The organism is Pseudomonas nitroreducens, from assembly GCF_014204515.1.
GTDB classification, from domain to species: domain Bacteria; phylum Pseudomonadota; class Gammaproteobacteria; order Pseudomonadales; family Pseudomonadaceae; genus Pseudomonas; species Pseudomonas nitritireducens_A.
Window position 1 is genome coordinate 93,517 of sequence record NZ_JACHLI010000003.1, and the last position, 20,198, is coordinate 113,714.

17 protein-coding genes are annotated in these 20,198 nt (G+C 65.1%); 12 read left to right on the forward strand and 5 right to left on the reverse strand.

The window, feature by feature from the left end; translation table 11 throughout:
- Nucleotides 1-47: 47 nt before the first annotated feature.
- Nucleotides 48-287 (reverse strand): sulfurtransferase TusA, encoded by a 240-nt coding sequence (gene tusA, locus HNP46_RS05225; protein WP_015477744.1) that lies wholly within the window; start codon nt 285-287, stop codon nt 48-50.
- Nucleotides 288-439: 152 nt separating this feature from the next.
- Here tusA and HNP46_RS05230 point away from each other — a divergent pair, with 152 nt between their 5' ends.
- Nucleotides 440-1,996, forward strand: coding sequence for an alpha/beta hydrolase (locus tag HNP46_RS05230; protein ID WP_184586498.1), 1,557 nt, complete (start codon nt 440-442; stop codon nt 1,994-1,996).
- Nucleotides 1,997-2,182: 186 nt separating this feature from the next.
- On the opposite strand, the gene HNP46_RS05235 is transcribed toward HNP46_RS05230, so the two are convergent.
- Both HNP46_RS05235 and rlmM read right to left on the reverse strand, forming a co-directional pair.
- Nucleotides 2,183-3,061 carry a MaoC family dehydratase gene (locus HNP46_RS05235; RefSeq protein ID WP_184586500.1) on the reverse strand — a complete coding sequence of 293 codons (879 nt, stop codon included), beginning with the start codon at nt 3,059-3,061 and terminating at the stop codon, nt 2,183-2,185.
- 100 nt (nt 3,062-3,161) lie between these two features.
- Nucleotides 3,162-4,229: a 23S rRNA (cytidine(2498)-2'-O)-methyltransferase RlmM gene (rlmM, locus tag HNP46_RS05240; protein WP_184586502.1), complete on the reverse strand. Its 1,068-nt coding sequence runs from the start codon at nt 4,227-4,229 to the stop codon at nt 3,162-3,164.
- Nucleotides 4,230-4,586: 357 nt separating this feature from the next.
- On the opposite strand from rlmM, the gene acnA reads away from it, so the two are divergent.
- Together acnA and HNP46_RS05250 are read left to right on the forward strand one after the other, a co-directional pair.
- A complete protein-coding gene (gene acnA, locus HNP46_RS05245) occupies nt 4,587-7,319 on the forward strand; it encodes an aconitate hydratase AcnA (RefSeq protein ID WP_184586504.1) in 2,733 nt (910 codons plus the stop codon).
- A 196-nt stretch (nt 7,320-7,515) separates the two neighbouring features.
- Entirely contained in the window at nt 7,516-9,081 is a 1,566-nt protein-coding gene (locus tag HNP46_RS05250; protein ID WP_184586506.1) for a methyl-accepting chemotaxis protein, read from the forward strand.
- A gap of 596 nt (nt 9,082-9,677) precedes the next feature.
- On the opposite strand, the gene cprA is transcribed toward HNP46_RS05250, so the two are convergent.
- Both cprA and HNP46_RS05260 read right to left on the reverse strand, forming a co-directional pair.
- Entirely contained in the window at nt 9,678-10,850 is a 1,173-nt protein-coding gene (cprA, locus tag HNP46_RS05255; protein WP_260403092.1) for a cationic peptide resistance protein CprA, read from the reverse strand.
- Between the two features lie 89 nt (nt 10,851-10,939).
- On the reverse strand, nt 10,940-11,638 hold the full coding sequence (locus HNP46_RS05260) for an alpha/beta family hydrolase (RefSeq protein WP_260403093.1): 699 nt from the start codon (nt 11,636-11,638) through the stop codon (nt 10,940-10,942).
- Nucleotides 11,639-11,758: 120 nt separating this feature from the next.
- On the opposite strand from HNP46_RS05260, the gene ccoN (HNP46_RS05265) reads away from it, so the two are divergent.
- The 9 genes from ccoN (HNP46_RS05265) to ccoG all read left to right on the forward strand — a co-directional run bounded on the left by ccoN (HNP46_RS05265) (nt 11,759) and on the right by ccoG (nt 20,093).
- A complete protein-coding gene (ccoN, locus tag HNP46_RS05265) occupies nt 11,759-13,183 on the forward strand; it encodes a cytochrome-c oxidase, cbb3-type subunit I (RefSeq protein WP_088420918.1) in 1,425 nt (474 codons plus the stop codon).
- 10 nt (nt 13,184-13,193) lie between these two features.
- Entirely contained in the window at nt 13,194-13,802 is a 609-nt protein-coding gene (gene ccoO, locus HNP46_RS05270) for a cytochrome-c oxidase, cbb3-type subunit II (protein ID WP_017516306.1), read from the forward strand.
- A 4-nt stretch (nt 13,803-13,806) separates the two neighbouring features.
- The gene (locus HNP46_RS05275; protein ID WP_017516305.1) at nt 13,807-13,998 is read left to right on the forward strand and encodes a CcoQ/FixQ family Cbb3-type cytochrome c oxidase assembly chaperone; all 192 of its coding nucleotides are present in this window, start codon (nt 13,807-13,809) and stop codon (nt 13,996-13,998) included.
- Nucleotides 13,995-14,918 carry a cytochrome-c oxidase, cbb3-type subunit III gene (ccoP, locus tag HNP46_RS05280; RefSeq protein ID WP_184586508.1) on the forward strand — a complete coding sequence of 308 codons (924 nt, stop codon included), beginning with the start codon at nt 13,995-13,997 and terminating at the stop codon, nt 14,916-14,918. Before HNP46_RS05275 ends, ccoP (HNP46_RS05280) begins: the two co-directional genes overlap by 4 nt.
- Nucleotides 14,919-15,257: 339 nt before the next feature.
- On the forward strand, nt 15,258-16,700 hold the full coding sequence (gene ccoN, locus HNP46_RS05285; RefSeq protein ID WP_184586510.1) for a cytochrome-c oxidase, cbb3-type subunit I: 1,443 nt from the start codon (nt 15,258-15,260) through the stop codon (nt 16,698-16,700).
- Entirely contained in the window at nt 16,700-17,308 is a 609-nt protein-coding gene (gene ccoO / locus HNP46_RS05290; RefSeq protein ID WP_184586512.1) for a cytochrome-c oxidase, cbb3-type subunit II, read from the forward strand. Before ccoN (HNP46_RS05285) ends, ccoO (HNP46_RS05290) begins: the two co-directional genes overlap by 1 nt.
- A gap of 5 nt (nt 17,309-17,313) precedes the next feature.
- A complete protein-coding gene (locus tag HNP46_RS05295) occupies nt 17,314-17,505 on the forward strand; it encodes a cbb3-type cytochrome oxidase subunit 3 (protein ID WP_024763940.1) in 192 nt (63 codons plus the stop codon).
- Nucleotides 17,502-18,467: a cytochrome-c oxidase, cbb3-type subunit III gene (gene ccoP, locus HNP46_RS05300; RefSeq protein ID WP_184586514.1), complete on the forward strand. Its 966-nt coding sequence runs from the start codon at nt 17,502-17,504 to the stop codon at nt 18,465-18,467. Before HNP46_RS05295 ends, ccoP (HNP46_RS05300) begins: the two co-directional genes overlap by 4 nt.
- Nucleotides 18,468-18,677: 210 nt before the next feature.
- Nucleotides 18,678-20,093: a cytochrome c oxidase accessory protein CcoG gene (gene ccoG / locus HNP46_RS05305; protein ID WP_184586516.1), complete on the forward strand. Its 1,416-nt coding sequence runs from the start codon at nt 18,678-18,680 to the stop codon at nt 20,091-20,093.
- Nucleotides 20,094-20,198: the final 105 nt, after the last annotated feature.

The following is a 20,198-nucleotide window of genomic DNA, read 5'->3' on the forward strand; positions in this document are numbered from 1 at the left end:
CGCGGACAGAGTCCGCTCCTACGCACATTCCGATATCGGCAGGACGATCACTCCGCCTTCTTGCGAATCCAGTAAAGGTAGGTCCCCGCCTCTTCCTGCTGTTCCACCAGCTCGTGGCCGAGGAAGACGCAGAACTTGGGGATGTCGCGGCGGGTGGAAGGGTCGGTGGCGATCACCTTGAGCAGGCCGCCGGCCGGCAGGTCGCGGACCTTGTTGTGCAGCATCATGACCGGCTCGGGGCAGTTGAGGCCGGTGGCGTCGAGAATCGCATCGACAGGCTGGGACATCACGTCACTCCAGAAAAACCAATGGCGTATTCTCGCGCAAAGCGCACCGCGCGGTCACCCCGCGTCCGTCCGGGTCACCGAACCTTGGTTGGGGGTGGGCGCTGCAGGCGCCGGGCATGCTGGCGCACTTGCCTGCCTCAGATGGAATGACGATGCGCGCCCTACTCTGCCTGTGCCTCGTGCTGCTCACCGGCTGCGCCGCCCGCGACCAGGTCCCCGACTTCAAGGCGACCCAGGGCCAGGACCTGCCGGCCACCTGGTTCGAAGCCGTCATCACCGCTCGCGACGGCACCAAGCTCTCCGCCACCGTGTTCCAACCCGCGCTGAAAGCCGGCGAAACCGCGCCGCTGATCGTCCACACCCACGGCTGGGGCGGCTGGCGGGTCACCGGGCCGGACGGCTACTACGGCAGGAACATGATGTCCGGCCGCGCCGCCTTGCGCGCCTGGAAGGCGGGGTTCTGGGTGGTCAGCTACGACCAGCGCGGCTGGGGCGGCAGCGACGGGCGCATCGAGATGATGAACCCGCAGTTCGAGGTGCAGGACGCCAGCGCGGTGATCGGCTGGGCGGCCACCCACCTCGCGCGGCTGGACATGGACGGTCCGAACGATCCGCGCGTCGGCATGCTCGGCGAGAGCTACGGCGGCGCCGTGCAACTGCTGGCCTCGGCGGACGACCCGCGCATCGACGCCATCGTGCCCATCGCCACCTGGTACGACCTGGCCGACGCCCTGGCGCCGGACGGCCAGCTGAAGATCGGCTGGGGCGGCGTGCTGGTCAGCCTGGGGCTGGCCACCGGCTACGACCTGGGCAAGTTCGTCCAGGCCGATTACCTGCACACCACCGGCGGGCGCATGGCCGCGCCGGTACAGGCCGAACTGCACGCCAACAGCCTGGCCAGCTATTGCGCGGCCGGCCGCCTGCCCCACGCCGACGCCCTGCTGATCCAGGGCCTGCGCGACACGCTGTTCCCGCTGGACCAGGGCCTGCAGATCCGCCAGTGTCTGAAACAGGGCCCGGCCGACGTGCGCCTGCTGGGCATGCAGGGCGGGCATATATTGCCGCCGCCCATGCAGGCCTGGAGCGGGCTGCCACCGTTCAACAATGAGCCGGTGATCCACTGTGGATCGCGGGCGATCAACCTCTACACCGGCATCATCGCCTGGTACGAGGAGAAGCTGCGCAAGCGCCCTGGCGCCGCCGACGGCGTGCCGGACCTGTGCATCAGCCTGGATCTCGACCAGGGCGTGGCGCTGGACGACCTGCCACCGCCAGGCCCCACCGTGGCGCTACCGACGACGACCCTCCGCCCGGCAGTCAGCGGCCTGCTGCAACCGTCCCGCTTCATTGCGCTACAGCGCGTCAGCGAGCACAGCGCCCTGCTGGGCAGTGCCAAAGTACGCCTGGATCAACCCCTGACCGAACGCCCCGACGCCCAGGTGTTCGCCGCCCTGGCGATCCGTAGCGCCGACGGCCGCACCCGGCGCCTGGACGAACAGGTGAAGCCGCTGGCAAACCACGGTGCCACGCGACTGAGCGCGGTCAGCGCCAGCCTGGTGCCGGGGGATGAGATTGGCTTGCTGGTGAGTGGATTCAGCGACCAATACCTGTTCAACAGCTCCTGGCGGTTTGCGCCGGTGACGTTGCAGGGTGCAGTGCAACTGCCCAGCCTCTTACCGTTGCAGCCGCGCGTCGCCGCGAACCGTTGACTGCTCTGCCGTGCGGTTCGCGAGCAAGCTCGCTCCTACGAAAAGCGCGCCCGTTCGCTCTTCGTAGGAGCGGAGCCTCTCCGCACCTACCCGTGCAACCCGAGCATGGCGTTCATTCAGCGCGGCGCCCGGCCAGACTGCAGGAGCGAGCTTGCTCGCGAACAGAATCGGCTCCGAAGCCGGCAATCAGCGCAACGGCCTCACCGGCGCCTCATCCAGCTGCGCCAGCAGCATCGGCTGGCCATCGCCCTCCGCCGGCAGCAATGCCCATTGCTCCTTGCTGCCAAGCCGGCGATAGCTCTGCTTCACCTGGCTGCCCAGCGGCAGCGGCGCCTTGAAGTGGGCATCCAGGCGCACGTTCTCGGCCAGGCGGCGGCCGGTCAGGCTGCGCGCCAGGCCCCACATACCATGGGCGAAGGGTTTGCCGAAGCCGTAGTGCGAGGCCATCAGCCGCGACAGGTGCAGCGGGTTGAAGTCGCCGCTCAGCCCGGCATAGCGCCAGCCGACGATCTTCGGCACGCGCCACTGCACGCCGGAATGCACCGGCGCTTCCAGGGTGTGCCACTGGGCACGCTCGGGCAGCGGGTCGGCCTCGGTTCCGGAGTCGAGAAAATCGCCGCGGCGCAGGTAGGTGGTGATCGACTGCCAGTAGAGCATGTCGTGGTGCCAGGCCTCGGTCACCACGTCCACCTCCAGCCCCAGCGCGCTGCGCCGGCTGGTCAGGATGCGGCAATCGAACTGCAGCGGCTCGTGCTCGTCGAGCATGCGGTAGCGCTGGATATGGCTGCGCAGGTGGATCAGCCCGACCACCGACAGAGGCATGCGCGAGCGACTGAGCAGGCGCAGGTGCAGCGGCAGGCTGATCACCTGCGGGTAGAGCAGCGGCACGCCCAGCGCCGGATCGAGGCCGAAGTGCTGGCGGTAGGCGCGCAGGTGGCGCAGGTCGAACTTCAGGGTCCGGCTGTCCATTGCCAGGTAAGGCACGCGCTCGCCCTGGCCGAGGCCACGGCGCGGCAGCAGCATGCGGCTGTAACTGCCCAGCAGGGAGGGCAACTTTCGCTTCACGAAGGTCTCCGGAAGATCTCGCGCCGCACAGCATGGGCAAAGCCGGGCGGCACGACAAGTCACCGAAGGTCGGGTGGCGCTGCCAGACGCTTCCGAGTCGTCAGCGCTCGCCTTTCTCCAGGCGCCGCAGGTGGCAGGTCACTTCCTCGCGGTCGTGGTAGAGCTGCTTGCAGCCGATCTGCACCTTCAGCCCGCGCTCGCGGAATGCCTCTTCCAGACGATCGAGGATGCGTCGCACCTCGGCGTAGCGCTGCTTCATCGGCAGCTTGAGGTTGACGATGGCCTCGCGGCACAGCCCCTCGCCGATCCAGGTTTCGATCATGGCGCCGGTGCGCGCCGGCTTCTCGACGATGTCACAGACCATCCAGTCCATGCGCTGGCGCGGGCGGAAGGCGTAGCCGTCGACGCGCTGGTGCTCGACCAGCCCGGAATACATCAGGTTCTCCGCCATCGGCCCGTTGTCCACGGCGACCACGCGCATCTCACGGTTCACCAGTTGCCAGGTCCAGCCGCCGGGAGAAGCGCCCAGGTCTACGGCGAGCATGTCCGGCGCCAGCCGGCGGTCCCAGTCGGCGCGCGGGATGAAATGGTGCCAGGCCTCTTCCAGCTTCAGCGTCGAGCGGCTGGGCGCCTCGCGGGGGAACTTCAGGCGCGGGATGCCCATCGGCCACATGGCGCAGTTGCGCGACTCGGCCAGGCCGATGAAGGCCTCGCGGCCGGAGCGGAAGGTCAGCAGCAGCCGCGGCAGGCTGGGGTCTTCGACCAGCTTGCCGGCTTTCACCAGCGCAGCGCGCAGGGGCTTCTCGAACTTGCGGCAGAAGGTCGAAAGCTCCTTGCCGTCGTTGGTGTCGAACACCTCCAGCCAGAGGCTGCCGCACGGCGGAAAGTCGGCCAGCGCTTCGAGGATCGCGCCGATACGGTCGGTTTCCGGCAACGCGGTGAAGCCTGCACCACGCGCCCACTGACGCGGGAAGATCAGCTCGGAGAAGCGCAGCTGGCGCATCAGGCGGTCGGCGCCGTCGGCATCCGTGCAGATGAACTCGGCATAGGCAGTGGCCGGCTTGGCTCGCGCGTAGCCGGGAATGTCCAGGCGCGCGGCGTGCTCGGACAGTTCGGCGCAGACCTCGTTCTCGAAGCCCGGGCGGCAGTGCAGTAACAGGGTATTCATCGGGGTGTCTCCTCGGCCGCGCACTATAGAGATAACCCGAGAAGGTTCCTACAAATTCGCAAGAATCATCCATTGGTCGAAGGCATTTGATCTGAACCCGCCGGCAGGACGAACGGTCCAGAACAGATGGCAAGACCCCATCGGGCGGTCTAGCTTGAGTGTTCCGGCCCAGCCCGCCGGAAGACTGCCCGGTGATTGCCCTGCAGGGCGAAGATTGCCACCCGTCGCGGCCTGCCCAAATGGAGTAAGCCTGCGATGGATCAGGACGTTAGCGCCCGCCTTCGCCAAGTATCGCTAGCGCACGCCTACCCGGCGCGCTGCCGATCACGAGCAGAATCCAAGCCTGAGGAGAATGTCATGCCCGCAGTGGATAGCCTGAACAGCCTGCGCACCCTGGAGGTCGCCGGAAAGACCTATCACTATTACAGCCTGCCCGAAGCGGCGAAGAGCCTGGGGGACCTGGGCAAGCTGCCGATGTCCCTGAAAGTGTTGCTGGAAAACCTGTTGCGCTGGGAAGACGACAACACCGTCACCGGCGACGATCTCAAGGCCCTGGCCGGCTGGCTGAAGACCCGCAGCTCCGAGCGGGAGATCCAGTACCGCCCCGCCCGTGTGCTGATGCAGGACTTCACCGGCGTGCCGGCGGTGGTCGACCTGGCCGCCATGCGCGACGCCATGGCCAAGGCCGGCGGCGACCCGCAGAAGATCAACCCGCTGTCGCCGGTCGACCTGGTCATCGACCACTCGGTGATGGTGGACCGGTTCGCCAGCCAGTCGGCCTTCGCCCAGAACGTCGAGATAGAGATGGAGCGCAACGGCGAACGCTACGCCTTCCTGCGCTGGGGCCAGAACGCCTTCGACAACTTCCGCGTGGTGCCGCCGGGCACCGGCATCTGCCACCAGGTCAACCTGGAGTACCTGGGGCGCACGGTGTGGACCAAGGACGAGGACGGCCGCACCTACGCCTTCCCTGACACCCTGGTGGGCACCGATTCGCACACCACCATGATCAACGGCCTGGGCGTGCTCGGCTGGGGCGTGGGCGGCATCGAGGCGGAAGCGGCCATGCTCGGCCAGCCGGTGTCGATGCTGATTCCCGAGGTGATCGGCTTCAAGCTCACCGGCAAGCTGAAGGAAGGCATCACCGCCACCGACCTGGTGCTGACCGTCACCCAGATGCTGCGCAAGAAGGGCGTGGTAGGGAAATTCGTCGAATTCTACGGCGACGGCCTCGCCGACCTGCCCCTGGCGGACCGCGCCACCATCGCCAACATGGCCCCGGAATACGGCGCCACCTGCGGCTTCTTCCCGGTGGACGAGATCACCCTGGGCTACCTGCGCCTGTCCGGCCGCCCGGAGGATGCGGTGAAACTGGTGGAGGCCTACAGCAAGGCCCAGGGCCTGTGGCGCGAAAAAGGCCACGAGCCGGTGTTCACCGATTCCCTGCAGCTGGACATGGGCGAAGTGGAAGCCAGCCTCGCCGGGCCCAAGCGCCCGCAGGACCGCGTGGCGCTGGGTCATGTCAGCGAGGCCTTCGATGACTTCCTCGGCCTGCAGATCAAACCCGCCTCTACCGAGGAAGGCCGCCTGCTCAGCGAAGGGGGCGGTGGCGCCGCGGTCGGCGCTTCCGCGGCCAAGGGCGAAGCCGATTACCAGCACGAGGGCCAGACCCACCGGCTGAAGAATGGCGCCGTGGTCATTGCCGCCATCACCTCCTGCACCAATACCTCCAACCCCAGCGTGATGATGGCCGCCGGCCTGCTGGCCAAGAAGGCGCTGGAGAAGGGCCTGCAGCGCAAGCCCTGGGTGAAGAGCTCGCTGGCCCCCGGCTCCAAGGTGGTTACCGACTACTTCAAGGCCGCCGGCCTGACCCGCTACCTGGACGAACTGGGCTTCGACCTGGTCGGTTACGGCTGCACCACCTGCATCGGCAACTCCGGCCCGCTGCTGGAGCCCATCGAGAAGGCCATCCAGCAGGCCGACCTGACCGTCGCCTCGGTGCTCTCCGGCAACCGCAACTTCGAAGGTCGCGTGCACCCACTGGTGAAGACCAACTGGCTGGCCTCGCCGCCACTGGTCGTCGCCTACGCCCTTGCCGGAACCGTCCGCACCGATCTGACGAAAGATCCGCTGGGTACCGGCAAGGATGGCCAGCCGGTCTATCTGAAGGACATCTGGCCGACCCAGCAGGAAATCGCCGACGCCGTACAGAAAGTCGACACGGCGATGTTCCACAAGGAATACGCCGAAGTCTTCCAGGGCGATGAGAAATGGCAGGCGATCCAGGTGTCGGACGGCAAGACCTACACCTGGCAGGACGATTCCACCTACATCCAGCATCCGCCGTTCTTCGAGCACATCGCCGAGGCACCGCCGAAAGTCGCCGACATCCAGGGCGCCAGCATCCTTGCGGTACTGGGCGACTCGGTGACCACCGACCACATCTCCCCCGCCGGCAACATCAAGAAGGACAGCCCGGCCGGGCGCTACCTCAGCGAGCACGGCGTAGCCTACGCCGACTTCAACTCCTACGGCTCGCGCCGTGGGAACCATGAGGTGATGATGCGCGGCACCTTCGCCAACATCCGCATCAAGAACGAGATGCTTGGCGGCGAGGAAGGCGGCAACACGCTTTACGTGCCCAAGGGCGAGAAGCTGGCGATCTACGACGCCGCCATGCGCTACCAGCAGGACGGCACGCCGCTGGTCATCGTCGCCGGCAAGGAATACGGCACCGGCTCGTCCCGCGACTGGGCGGCCAAGGGCACCAACCTGCTGGGCGTGAAGGCGGTGATCGCCGAGAGTTTCGAGCGTATCCACCGTTCCAACCTGGTGGGCATGGGCGTGCTGCCGCTGCAGTTCAAGGACGGCCAGGACCGCAAGGCGCTGAAGCTGACTGGCAAGGAGGTGCTGAGCATCAGCGGCCTGTCCGGCGAGCTGAAACCGCACATGAACCTCAAGGTCGCAGTGAAGCGCGAGGACGGTAGCCAGGACAGCTTCGAAGTCCTCTGCCGCATCGATACGCAGAACGAAGTCGAGTACTTCAAGGCCGGCGGCATCCTCCATTACGTGCTGCGCAGCCTGATCTAAAGCGGTGCGGCGGCCTGCAACGGGCCGCCGCCCTCCTTCTCCGGTTTCATTTCCGTGACCGATGGCGATACGCTATCGTCATTCTCCCGGCGTCACTCTTCTGACATTTTTCTGTGATTGCCATCAAATTTCCGATCTGGCGGCCGATAAGCTGGACAGACGTGCCAATTCGCCTTTTTTCCGAGATGCCAGCCTGATGCGCAACAACCAGCCGATCACCCAGCGTGAACGCACCTTCCCCGCCGAACAGCGGCTGATCTCCACCACCAATGAGCGTGGGGTGATCAGCTACGTCAACGAAGCCTTCACCGCCATCAGCGGCTTCTCCCGCGAGGAACTGGTCGGCGCGGCGCACAACCTGGTGCGCCACCCGGACGTGCCCTCGGCGGTGTTCGCGCACATGTGGACGACCCTGAAGAAAGGCCGCCCGTGGATGGGCATCGTCAAGAACCGCTGCAAGAACGGCGACCACTACTGGGTCAGCGCCTACGTCACGCCCATCTATGAACGCAACGAAATCGTCGGCTACGAATCGGTACGGGTGAAGCCCACCGCCGAGCAGGTGCGCCGCGCCGAAGCGCTGTACGCACGGATCAACGCCGGCAAGCCGGCTGTTCCCGCCCGCGACCGCTGGCTGCCGGTGCTGCTGGACTGGCTGCCGTTCATCCTGATCGGCCAGATCGGCTTCCTCATCGGCGTGTGGCTCAATTCGCACTGGGGCTTCGCACTCGCCGCCCTGCTCTCCATCCCCCTGGGCCTCGCCGGCCTGGGCTGGCAGCAGCGAGGACTGAAGCGCCTGCTGCGCCTGGCCGAGCAGACCACCTCCGACCCGCTGATCGCACAGATGTACACCGACAGCCGTGGCGCCCAGGCACGCCTGGAAATGTCCATTCTCAGCCAGGAAGCACGGCTGAAGACCTGCCTGACCCGTCTGCAGGACACCGCCGAAACCCTCACCGAACAGGCCCGCGAAGCCGACTCGCTGGCCCACCACAGCTCCGCCGGGCTGGACCGCCAGCGTCAGGAAACCGAGCAGGTGGCCACCGCCGTCAACCAGATGGCTGCCACCACCCAGGAAGTGGCCGACAACGTGCAGCGCACCGCCGACGCCACCCGCCAGGCCAACGACCTGACCACCGAGGGCCGGCAGATCGCCGCCGAGACCCGCGAAGCCATGCAGCGCCTGTCCAGCTCGGTGGGCGAGACCGGTGAAGCGGTCAGCCAACTGGCCCGCGACAGCGAGCAGATCGGCGGCGTGGTGGATGTGATCAAGGGCATCGCCGACCAGACCAACCTGCTGGCGCTCAACGCCGCCATCGAGGCGGCACGGGCGGGCGAGATGGGTCGCGGCTTTGCCGTGGTGGCCGACGAGGTTCGCCAGCTGGCCCAGCGCACCACCGAGTCCACCGGGCAGATCCACCAGCTCATCGCCAACCTGCAGAACACCGCCACCGAGGCGGTGCGCGCCATGGAGTCCGGCCGCCGTCAGGCCGACGAAGGCGTGGATCGCGTACTGCAGGCGGACAACGCCCTGGTGGGCATCAGCGACGCGGTGGCCAACATCACCGAGATGGCCACGCAGATCGCCGCGGCGGCGGAGGAACAGAGCGCCGTGGCCGAGGAGATCAACCGCAACATCAGCACCATCGCCAACCTCGCCGACCAGACCTCCGGCGAAGCCCAGCGCACCGCCCTGCTCAGCGAAGAACTGACCCACACCGCGCAGCGCCAGTATTCGCTGGTGGAGCGGTTCAACCGCTGATTCGGATGCGCAGCACGTGGGGCGCATAACCCGGAACGGGTTATCCGCCGTAATGGCGGATAACGCCTGAGGCGTTATTCGCCCTACGCTCCTCCTGGATCGCGTGGAGCCGAATGCAGGAGCAACTGTCTTTGTTGCGGAAATCTGTGCCTGGTTCGCCCTCACCCTAACCCTCTCCCTGAAGGGAGAGGGGACCGTTCGGTGCAAGTTGAAACGATGGCGTCAGCCGGCACAGACAGCTCCCTCTCCCTTTGGAGCGGGGCGCGCAGCCAGGGCGGAGGGAGAGGGAGCGCCCCGGCACGGTATTCAGCGCGTAGGGCGCATAACCCGGAACGGGTTATCCGCCGCAATGGCGGATAACGCCTGGGGCGTTATTCGCCCTACGCTCCTTCAATCGCTGCCCCCAGCCCCTTCCCGGAAGGAAGGGGGGCGTACGAAGCCATCGGCAAAGTACGGCCCCGATCTGGAAAGCCATTAACCAGACCGGGGCTGCGTGCCTGTGCCCCATCACGCCCCGAACCATCCCCCGCTCCCTTCCGGCAAGGGGCTGAGAGCCATCCGCGGACTATCCGGCCGCGACGGCCTGGATCAACGGGCTACTTGAAATCCCACTGCATCTGCGCCGGGATGCTGACATCCCGCGAGGACTGCACGCACACGTCCAGGTAATCGGTGAAGCGCGGCGGCGCGGCGATGCCCTCGTCGAGCAGACGCTGGTTGCAGAACAGGTAGTTGAGGTCGGCGAAGCCGCTGTACAGGCGCAGCGCCCGCAGCACCAGGCGCGGGTTGGCCTTGCCGATGCGGCTCTCGAAACTACCGGCCAGCTCGCGCAGGTCCTCGCTGCTGACCTTGCGGTAGCGCTCGCCCACCGGTTCCTCGCCACGGGCGTCGGCGTAGGCGCGGTCGATCTCACCGAAGGTGCACGCGGAGCCGTGGCCGGCGGAGATGTGGTAGAGGCTGTGGCCCAGCGTCGGTTTGAGTGCCAGGGCCACCAGCGCTTCGGCGCAGTAGTCCACCGGGATCACGTCGATCTGCTCGTCCAGGCCGCAGGTGAAGCTTTCCAGCGCAAAGCCCATGCGGAACACCCAGAAGATGCTGCCCGATGCCTGGCAGCCCAGTTCGCTGTGCCCGACCACAATGGACGGACGCGCCACCACCAGTGGCAGGGTCGGCAACTCTTCGCGCATGCGCCGTTCGATCTCGGCCTTGGAGGCGGTGTAGTCCACCAATTGCTCTTCGCTGTCCGGGAAGTCCCACGACTCGCGCACCGGCGACTCGCGCTGCGGACCGCAGCACATGGCCGTGCCCACATGGAGGAAACGCTTGAGGTTGCGCGACTGGCTGAGCAGTCGGGCGAAGGCGAAGGTGCCCTCGACGTTCACCGGCCAGATGCTCGGGTTCTTCGAGAAGGAGGCGACGGCGGCGCAGTTGATCACCTGCTCCACGCGCATCAGGCGGGCGCGCTCGCCCTGCATCCAGGCGGTGTCGAGCAGATCGCCGCAGACAATCTGGCTGTCCTGAAGGGCTTCCAGCGCCGTCTCCTGCACGTCGTGCAGGCGCAGGTTGTCGCGTAGGCGCTCCAGGCCCTGGGCGGGGGATTCCGCGCGCACCAGGAACAGCAGCGCCGCCGTATGCCCGTCGGCGATCAGGTGAGCGGCCACGGCGCCGCCGAGGAATCCGGTGGCGCCAGTCAGCAGCAGGCTGTGCGCGGCGCCGGGGGAAAAGCGAGAGGGTTGGGTGGCAATGCGTACAGCGTAATCGGGATTCATGGCAGCGTTCGGCCTGTCTTCGGGAAGCGGGGCGTCGACTGCGGGGAGTCGACGCCGGCGAAGATAGGCGGGCCAGCATTAAGGACCGATTAGGACAATAGGAAAGCTTCGATCCTCGCAGAGGCATTTTCCAGGTGTTGCTGGTGAGTCAGCCCCGATGCCTTCAGCGGCTTGAGATCGTGATCGGCGGCGACCAACCAGTGCAGTTGGATCGCGGAGGACAATTTGTAGCCATCTACCGTCGGCCGATCCCCCAGTGCATCACGCTCACCCTGAACGATCAGGGTCGGCGTCTTCAGCTCGGCGAGGTGGGCCACCCGCGGTTTCTCCGGCTTGCCGGCGGCGTAGAACGGATAGCCCAGGCACACCAGCGCGTCGGCGCCCAGCTCGTCCGCCAGCAAACTGGCCATGCGCCCGCCCATGGACTTGCCACCGATGGCCAGCTTGCCCGGCACCTCCGCGCGAATCTGCACATAGACCTGTCGCCAGCATTCCAGCAGCTGCTTCTGCGGATTGGGCGGCCGGCGCTTTCCGTCCGCGCGGCGCATAGCCATATAGGGGAACTCGAAACGCACCACCGAGATACCTCGTTCGGCCAGGCGCGCGGCCATGTCGTCCATGAATGGACTGTCCATCGGCGCGCCCGCGCCATGCGCCAGGACCAGCGTCGCCGACACCTCGCCCAGGGCCGGGTTCCGCAGCAGCGACAAAGCACCGCAGGCGCCCGCGACAGGGGTCTCAGGTGGCAATTGATCCGAATCAATATTCCGCGAGGGGCCTTTATCCATCCTTCACTCCGCTAATTCCGAATTAGTACCTATCCCAAGGGGGAGGGGCGGCATACGCCGTAAGCCGTAAAAAACCTGCCGGGATGGGCATAGCCCATAACCGTGGATGGAAGCCCATAAATGAGCACAACCAATCAGACCGCTTATAACTATAAGGTGGTCCGCCAATTCGCCATTATGACAGTGGTGTGGGGGATCGTCGGCATGGCCGTCGGTGTCCTGATCGCCGCTCAACTGGTGTGGCCGGACCTTAACCTCGGCTTACCGTGGACGAGCTTCGGCCGCCTGCGTCCGCTGCATACCAACGCGGTGATCTTCGCCTTCGGCGGCTGCGCACTGTTCGCCACCAGCTACTACTCGGTGCAGCGTACCTGCCAGACCCGCCTGTTCGCAGGCCCGCTCGCTTCCTTCACCTTCTGGGGTTGGCAGCTGGTGATCCTCTGCGCCGCCATCACCCTGCCGCTGGGCATGACCTCCTCCAAGGAGTACGCCGAGCTGGAATGGCCGATCGACATCCTGATCACCATCGTCTGGGTTTCCTACGCCATCGTCTTCTTCGGCACGCTGATGAAGCGCAAGACCAAGCACATCTACGTGGGCAACTGGTTCTTCGGCGGCTTCATCCTGACCGTGGCCATCCTGCACGTGGTCAACAACCTGGAAATCCCGGTCAGCCTGACCAAGTCCTACTCGCTGTACTCGGGCGCCACCGACGCCATGATCCAGTGGTGGTACGGCCACAACGCCGTGGGCTTCTTCCTGACCGCCGGCTTCCTGGGGATGATGTACTACTTCGTACCCAAGCAGGCCGAGCGTCCGGTCTACTCCTACCGCCTGTCCATCGTGCACTTCTGGGCGCTGATCGCCGTCTACATCTGGGCCGGTCCGCACCACCTGCACTACACCGCGCTGCCCGACTGGGCGCAGTCGCTGGGCATGGTGATGTCGCTGATCCTGCTGGCGCCGAGCTGGGGCGGCATGATCAACGGCATGATGACCCTCTCGGGCGCCTGGCATAAGCTGCGCACCGACCCGATCCTGCGCTTCCTGGTGGTGTCCCTGGCCTTCTACGGCATGTCCACCTTCGAAGGCCCGATGATGGCCATCAAGACCGTCAACGCCCTCTCCCACTACACCGACTGGACCATCGGCCACGTACACGCCGGCGCCCTGGGCTGGGTTGCCATGGTCTCCATCGGCTCGCTCTACCACATGATCCCGAAAGTCTTCGGTCGCGAGCAGATGCACAGCGTGGGCCTGATCAACACCCACTTCTGGCTGGCCACCATCGGCACCGTTCTGTACATCGCCTCCATGTGGGTCAACGGCATCACCCAGGGCCTGATGTGGCGCGCCGTGAACTCCGACGGCACCCTCACCTACTCCTTCGTCGAAGCCCTGGCCGCCGGCCACCCCGGCTTCATCGTGCGGATGATCGGTGGTGCCATCTTCCTGCTGGGCATGCTGGTCATGGCCTACAACGTGTGGCGCACCGTAGCCGCCGCCAAGCCGGCTGAAATGCAAGCCGCGGCGCAGATGGCCTGAGGAGACCGACATGAAACACGAAGTACTCGAGAAAAACGTCGGCCTGCTGGCCCTGTGCATGGCCGTCGCCGTCAGCATCGGCGGCCTGACCCAGATCGTCCCGCTGTTCTTCCAGGACGTCACCAACACCCCGGTGGAAGGCATGAAGCCCTACACCGCGCTGCAACTGGAAGGCCGTGACGTGTACATCCGCGAGGGCTGCGTGGGCTGCCACTCGCAGATGATCCGTCCGTTCCGCGCCGAGACCGAGCGCTACGGCCACTACTCCGTCGCCGGCGAAAGCGTCTGGGACCACCCGTTCCTCTGGGGTTCCAAGCGTACCGGCCCGGACCTGGCCCGCGTCGGCGGCCGCTACTCGGACGACTGGCACCGCGCGCACCTGTACAACCCGCGCAACGTGGTGCCGGAATCGAAGATGCCGGCCTACCCCTGGCTGGTCGAGAACAAGCTCGACGGCAAGGACACCGCGAAGAAACTGGAAGTGATGCGTGTCATGGGCGTGCCCTACACGGACGACGACATCGCTGGCGCCAGCGATTCCGTCAAAGGCAAGACCGAAATGGACGCGGTGGTCGCGTACCTGCAGGTCCTCGGCACCTCCATCAAGAACAAGCGGTGACAGCATGGATATCGGGACCATTCGCGGCCTCGGCACCGTCATCGTGATGGTGGCCTTCGTCGGCGTACTGCTCTGGGCTTACGGCGGCAAACGCAAGGAGCGCTTCGACGAAGACGCGCTACTGCCCTTCGCGGATGACCCGGCAGCCAAGCGTCACGCTGAGCAAGAGCAAGCTTCTAGGAGCAACAACGCATGACTACCTTCTGGAGTCTGTACATCACCGTCCTCACCGTCGGTTCGCTGATCGCCCTGCTGTGGCTGGTCTTCGCCACCCGCAGCGGACAGTCCTCGAACACCACCGACCAGACCATGGGTCACGCCTTCGACGGCATCGAGGAATACGACAACCCGCTGCCCAAGTGGTGGTTCCTGCTGTTCGTCGGCACCATCGTGTTCGCTGCCGGTTACCTGGTGCTCTACCCGGGCCTGGGCAACTGGAAAGGCGTCCTGCCGGGCTACGACGGCGGCTGGACCCAGGACAAGCAGTGGGAGCGCGAAGAAGCCCTGGCCAAGGAAAAGTACGGGCCGATCTTCGCCAAATACGCCGCCATGCCGGTGGAAGAAGTGGCGAAAGACCCGCAAGCCATGAAAATGGGCGAGCGCCTCTTCGCCACCTACTGCTCGATCTGCCACGGCTCCGATGCCAAGGGCGCCGTCGGCTTCCCCAACCTGACCGACAGCGACTGGCGCTGGGGCGGCACCGCCCAGGACATCGAGACCACCATCCTCGGTGGCCGCCACGCGGCGATGCCGGCCTGGGGTGAAGTGCTGGGCGAGAAAGGCGTACAGGACGTCGCCGCCTTCGTCACCGCGCAACTGGACGGCCGCAAGCTGCCCGAAGGCGTGACCGCCGAGAACGTCGACAACGGTGGCAAGCTGTTCGCCACCACCTGCGTCGCCTGCCACGGTCCGGAAGGCAAGGGCAACCCGATCATGGGCGCCCCCGACCTGACCCACCCGGCCGCCTTCATCTACGGTTCCAGCTACGCGCAACTGCAGCAGACCATCCGCCACGGCCGCCAGGGCCAGATGCCGGCGCAGGAGCAGTACCTGGGTAAAGACAAAGTGCACATTCTTGCCGGTTACATCTACAACATCTCCGGCCAGGCGAAGTAAACTCCCGCCCCGACTCGCGCCCCTTGAAACGGGCGCGAGTTTCTTCCCCCGCATTATCGCGACGAAGTGTCGCACCCTCTCTCTCCCCTTTCTTCACACCCTCCCCGTTCGCGTCTAAGCTGGATTCCATTCGCAAACCTGCAATACGACTAACCTGACCCACTTCCCAGGTTGGTACGAGCGACCCGAAACGAGCGGCAGATCAGGGCGCAAAGCGCTCTGCAACAGGCGCCAAACCGGCTCCGCGCCAAGGGCCGGCGCGTTGCATTGGCTACCTGCTTTCTACATACTTGCCGCCGTTTTTTTGTCCATAAAATCCAAAAACCGTGGAACCTTAGAATGAGCACAGCAATCAGTCCGACTGCTTATAACTATAAGGTCGTCCGCCAGTTCGCCATCATGACGGTGGTCTGGGGGATACTTGGAATGGGGGTTGGTGTCTACATCGCCTCACAGTTGGTTTGGCCCCAGTTGAACCTGGACCTTCCCTGGACCAGTTTCGGCCGCCTCCGTCCGCTGCACACCAACCTGGTGATCTTCGCCTTCGGCGGCTGTGCTCTCTTCGCTACTTCCTACTACGTCGTACAGCGCACCTGTCAGACCCGCCTGGTCTCCGACAGCCTCGCCGCCTTCACCTTCTGGGGTTGGCAGGCAGTGATCGTGCTGGCCGGCATCACCCTGCCGCTGGGCTACACCTCCTCCAAGGAGTACGCCGAGCTGGAATGGCCGATCGACATCCTGCTGGCCATCGTCTGGGTCACCTACGCACTGGTGTTCTTCGGCACCGTGATGAAGCGCAAGACCAAGCACATCTACGTGGGCAACTGGTTCTACGGCGCGTTCATCCTCGTCACCGCCATGCTGCACATCGTCAACAGCGCGGAACTGCCGGTCAGCTGGTTCAAGTCCTACTCGGTCTACGCCGGTGCCACCGACGCGATGATCCAGTGGTGGTACGGCCACAACGCCGTGGGCTTCTTCCTGACCACCGGCTTCCTCGGCATGATGTACTACTTCGTTCCGAAGCAGGCCGAGCGTCCGATCTACTCCTATCGCCTGTCCATCGTGCACTTCTGGGCGCTGATCACCCTGTACATCTGGGCCGGTCCGCACCACCTGCACTACACCGCTCTGCCGGACTGGGCCCAGTCCCTGGGCATGGTGATGTCGCTGATCCTGCTCGCTCCGAGCTGGGGCGGCATGATCAACGGCATGATGACCCTGTCGGGCGCCTGGCATAAGCTGCGCACCGACCCGATCCTGCGCTTCCTGGTGGTGTCCCTGGCCTTCTACGGCATGTCCACCTTCGAAGGCCCGATGATGGCCATCAAGACCGTCAACTCCCTGTCGCACTACACCGACTGGACCATCGGCCACGTACACGCCGGCGCTCTGGGCTGGGTGGCGATGATCTCCATCGGCTCCCTGTACCACCTGATTCCGAAGGTCTTCGGTCGCGAGCAGATGCACAGCGTGGGCCTGATCAACGCGCACTTCTGGCTGGCTACCATCGGTACCGTGCTGTACATCGCCTCGATGTGGGTCAACGGCATCACCCAGGGCCTGATGTGGCGTGCGATCAACGCCGACGGCACCCTCACCTACTCCTTCGTGGAAGCCCTGCAGGCCAGCCACCCGGGCTTCATCGTCCGTGCATTGGGCGGCGCCTTCTTCGCCTCCGGCATGCTGCTGATGGCCTACAACACCTTCCGTACTGTGCGCGGCTTCAAACAGGCTGATGCCGATGCCGCTGCCCAGATCCCCGCTGTAGGAGCTCACTGATGAAGCACGAAGTAGTCGAGAAGAATATCGGCCTTCTGGCCTTCTTCATGGTCATTGCGGTGAGCATCGGCGGTCTAACCCAGATCGTTCCGCTGTTCTTCCAGGACGTCACCAACAAGCCGGTGGAAGGCATGAAGCCGCGCACCGCGCTGGAACTGGAAGGCCGTGACATCTACATCCGCGAAGGCTGCGTAGGCTGCCACTCGCAGATGGTCCGTCCGTTCCGCGCCGAGACCGAGCGCTACGGCCACTACTCCGTCGCCGGCGAAAGCGTCTGGGATCACCCGTTCCTGTGGGGCTCCAAGCGTACCGGTCCGGACCTGGCCCGCGTCGGCGGCCGCTACTCCGACGACTGGCACCGCGCGCACCTGTACAACCCGCGCAACGTGGTGCCGGAATCGAAGATGCCCTCCTACCCCTGGCTGGTGGAGAACAAGCTCGACGGCAAGGACACGGCGAAGAAAATGGAAGTCCTGCGGACGCTGGGCGTGCCTTACACCGACGAAGACATCGCCGGTGCCCGTGACGCCGTCAAAGGCAAGACCGAGATGGACGCTGTCGTCGCCTACCTGCAAGGCCTCGGCACCATCATCAAGAGCAAACGGTGACAGTGATGGATATCGGGACCATTCGCGGTATCGGCACTGTAGTAGTGATGGTCGCCTTCGTCGGCGTCCTGCTCTGGGCCTATGGCGGCAAACGCAAGGAGCGCTTCGACGAGGACGCCCTGCTGCCCTTCGCGGATGACCCGGTCGCCAAAAAGCACGTCGAGCAAGAGCAAGCTTCTAGGAGCAACAAAGAATGACAACCTTCTGGAGTCTGTACGTCACCGTACTTACCCTGGGCACCATCTTCGCCCTGGCGTGGCTGCTGTTCGCCACCCGTCGCGGTCAGCGCAACGAAGCCACCGATGAAACCGTCGGCCATGCCTTCGATGGCATCGAGGAATACGACAACCCGCTGCCCAAGTGGTGGTTCATGCTGTTCGTGGCCACCTTCATCTTCGCCCTCGGCTATCTGGTCCTGTACCCGGGCCTGGGCAACTGGAAGGGCCTGCTGCCGGGCTACCAGGACAAGGCCGAATTCGCCAACGGCGAACAAGGCTGGACCGGTGTGCACCAGTGGGAAAAGGAAATGGCCAAGGCCGACGAGAAGTACGGCCCGCTGTACGCCAAGTTCGGCGCCATGCCGATCGAGGACGTGGCCAAGGACGAGCAGGCCCTGAAAATGGGTAACCGCCTGTTCGCTTCCAACTGCTCGGTCTGCCATGGCTCCGACGCCAAGGGCGCCCACGGCTTCCCGAACCTGACCGACAACGACTGGCGCTGGGGCGGCGAGCCGAAGGACATCATCGCCACCATCGAAGGCGGTCGTCACGCGGCCATGCCGGCCTGGGGCGAAGTCATCGGCGACCAGGGCGTTCACGATGTGGCCGCCTTCGTCACCACCAAGCTGGACGGCCGCAAGCTGCCCGAAGGTGTGACCGACGATCAGGTAGCCAATGGCCAGAAGATCTTCGCGACCAACTGCGTGGCTTGCCACGGTGCTGAAGGCAAAGGTACTGCCGCCATGGGCGCGCCGAACCTGACCCACCCGGCCGCGTTCATCTACGGTTCGAGCTTCGCCCAGCTGCAGCAGACCATCCGCTACGGCCGCCAGGGCCAGATGCCGGCTCAGCTGGAGCGTCTGGGCAAAGACCAGGTGCACCTGCTCGCTGCCTACGTGTACAGCCTGTCCCATGGCGAAGGTGAGAAGAGCGCCGAATAAGCCTCTCTTTCCTACACCCATAGCGACACCCAGCGGCGCCGGTTTCTACACCGGCGCCGCTCTATTTCTGGGTCCATAATTCCTTGCGCGACCAACTGTCGCACGGTTGCAACACCCACCACGCCGTATCATTGTTAGGCGTGCAAGCATATTTCTGACCCTCTCGGCATGTATCGACAGGGCGCCCTCCCGCTGCCGTGGAATGCACTGATGAGCAAACAGATTCCGGTCCAGGACGTCACTCCGCCCCAAAAGGGCAAGGGTGAAAGCGTCGACCTTTATGCCTCCCGGGAAAAGATCTACACCCGAGCCTTTACCGGGTTCTTCCGCAACCTCCGCATGGCCGGGGGCGCCCTCCTCTTCCTCCTCTACTTCGGTACCGTGTGGCTGACCTGGAACGGTCGCCAGGCGGTCCTCTGGGACCTGCCCGAGCGCAAGTTCTACATCTTCGGCGCGACCTTCTGGCCGCAGGACTTCATCCTGCTCTCGGGCCTGCTGATCATCAGCGCCTTCGGCCTGTTCTTCATCACCGTATTCGCCGGCCGCGTCTGGTGCGGCTACACCTGCCCGCAGAGCGTCTGGACCTGGATCTTCATGTGGTGCGAGAAAGTCACCGAGGGTGACCGCAACCAGCGCATGAAGCTCGACAAGGCCGGCTTCAGCGGCAACAAGCTGCTGCGCAAGATCGCCAAGCACAGCCTCTGGCTGCTGATCGGCCTGGTGACCGGCCTGACCTTCGTCGGCTACTTCGCGCCGATGCGCGAGCTGCTCAGCGACCTGGTCACCGGCCAGGCCGACGGCTGGGCCTACTTCTGGGTCGGCTTCTTCACCCTCGCCACCTACGGCAACGCCGGCTGGCTGCGCGAACAGGTGTGCATCTACATGTGCCCCTACGCCCGCTTCCAGAGCGTGATGTTCGACAAGGACACCCTGATCGTCTCCTACGACCCGCGGCGCGGCGAGAAGCGCGGCCCGCGCAAGAAGACTGTCGACTACAAGGCCCAGGGCCTGGGCGACTGCATCGACTGCACCATGTGCGTACAGGTCTGCCCGACCGGCATCGACATCCGCGACGGTCTGCAGATCGAGTGCATCGGCTGCGCCGCGTGCATCGACGCCTGCGACAGCATCATGGACAAGATGAACTACCCGCGCGGCCTGATCAGCTACACCACCGAACACAACCTGTCCGGGCAGAAGACCCATCTGGTGCGCCCGCGCCTGATCGGCTACGCCATCGCCCTGTGCGTCATGATCGGCCTGCTGATCACCGCCGTGGTCATCCGCCCGCTGGTGGGCTTCGACGTCAGCAAGGACCGCGTGCTCTACCGCGAGAACGCCGAAGGCCGGATCGAGAACGTGTACAGCCTGAAGGTGATGAACAAGGACCAGAAGGACCATACCTACGTCCTCAGCGCCAAGGGCCTGGACGGCCTGATCCTGGAAGGCAAGAAGGAAATCACGGTTGCCGCGGGGGACATCTTCACCATGCCGGTGGAACTGTCCATCGACCCGGAGAAACTGCCCTCCACCACCAACGAGGTCAGCTTCACCATCCAGTCGGTGGACGATCCGTCCATCAGCAAGGAATCCAGCAGCCGCTTCATCGGCCCACGGCTTCGTTGAACGCCAGCTGAACCAATTGGCACCCCATGTTGCGCATGGGGTGCCAGTACCGCACGAAGCACGTAGAATTTCGCCCGCCCCTTCACCGGGCAGCGCCCTGCGCGG

Bases quoted from the DNA above. Each gene is read 5' to 3' on its own strand.
- ccoG (WP_184586516.1), top strand. From the start codon at position 18,678: ATGAGCAAACAGATTCCGGTCCAGGACGTCACTCCGCCCCAAAAGGGC.
- HNP46_RS05260 (WP_260403093.1), bottom strand. From the start codon at position 11,638: ATGGATAAAGGCCCCTCGCGGAATATTGATTCGGATCAATTGCCACCT.
- rlmM (WP_184586502.1), bottom strand. From the start codon at position 4,229: ATGAATACCCTGTTACTGCACTGCCGCCCGGGCTTCGAGAACGAGGTC.
- ccoP (WP_184586514.1), top strand. From the start codon at position 17,502: ATGACAACCTTCTGGAGTCTGTACGTCACCGTACTTACCCTGGGCACC.
- ccoO (WP_184586512.1), top strand. From the start codon at position 16,700: ATGAAGCACGAAGTAGTCGAGAAGAATATCGGCCTTCTGGCCTTCTTC.
- ccoN (WP_184586510.1), top strand. From the start codon at position 15,258: ATGAGCACAGCAATCAGTCCGACTGCTTATAACTATAAGGTCGTCCGC.
- HNP46_RS05275 (WP_017516305.1), top strand. From the start codon at position 13,807: ATGGATATCGGGACCATTCGCGGCCTCGGCACCGTCATCGTGATGGTG.
- acnA (WP_184586504.1), top strand. From the start codon at position 4,587: ATGCCCGCAGTGGATAGCCTGAACAGCCTGCGCACCCTGGAGGTCGCC.
- tusA (WP_015477744.1), bottom strand. From the start codon at position 287: ATGTCCCAGCCTGTCGATGCGATTCTCGACGCCACCGGCCTCAACTGC.
- HNP46_RS05230 (WP_184586498.1), top strand. From the start codon at position 440: ATGCGCGCCCTACTCTGCCTGTGCCTCGTGCTGCTCACCGGCTGCGCC.
- HNP46_RS05250 (WP_184586506.1), top strand. From the start codon at position 7,516: ATGCGCAACAACCAGCCGATCACCCAGCGTGAACGCACCTTCCCCGCC.
- HNP46_RS05295 (WP_024763940.1), top strand. From the start codon at position 17,314: ATGGATATCGGGACCATTCGCGGTATCGGCACTGTAGTAGTGATGGTC.
- ccoP (WP_184586508.1), top strand. From the start codon at position 13,995: ATGACTACCTTCTGGAGTCTGTACATCACCGTCCTCACCGTCGGTTCG.
- ccoN (WP_088420918.1), top strand. From the start codon at position 11,759: ATGAGCACAACCAATCAGACCGCTTATAACTATAAGGTGGTCCGCCAA.
- ccoO (WP_017516306.1), top strand. From the start codon at position 13,194: ATGAAACACGAAGTACTCGAGAAAAACGTCGGCCTGCTGGCCCTGTGC.
- cprA (WP_260403092.1), bottom strand. From the start codon at position 10,850: ATGAATCCCGATTACGCTGTACGCATTGCCACCCAACCCTCTCGCTTT.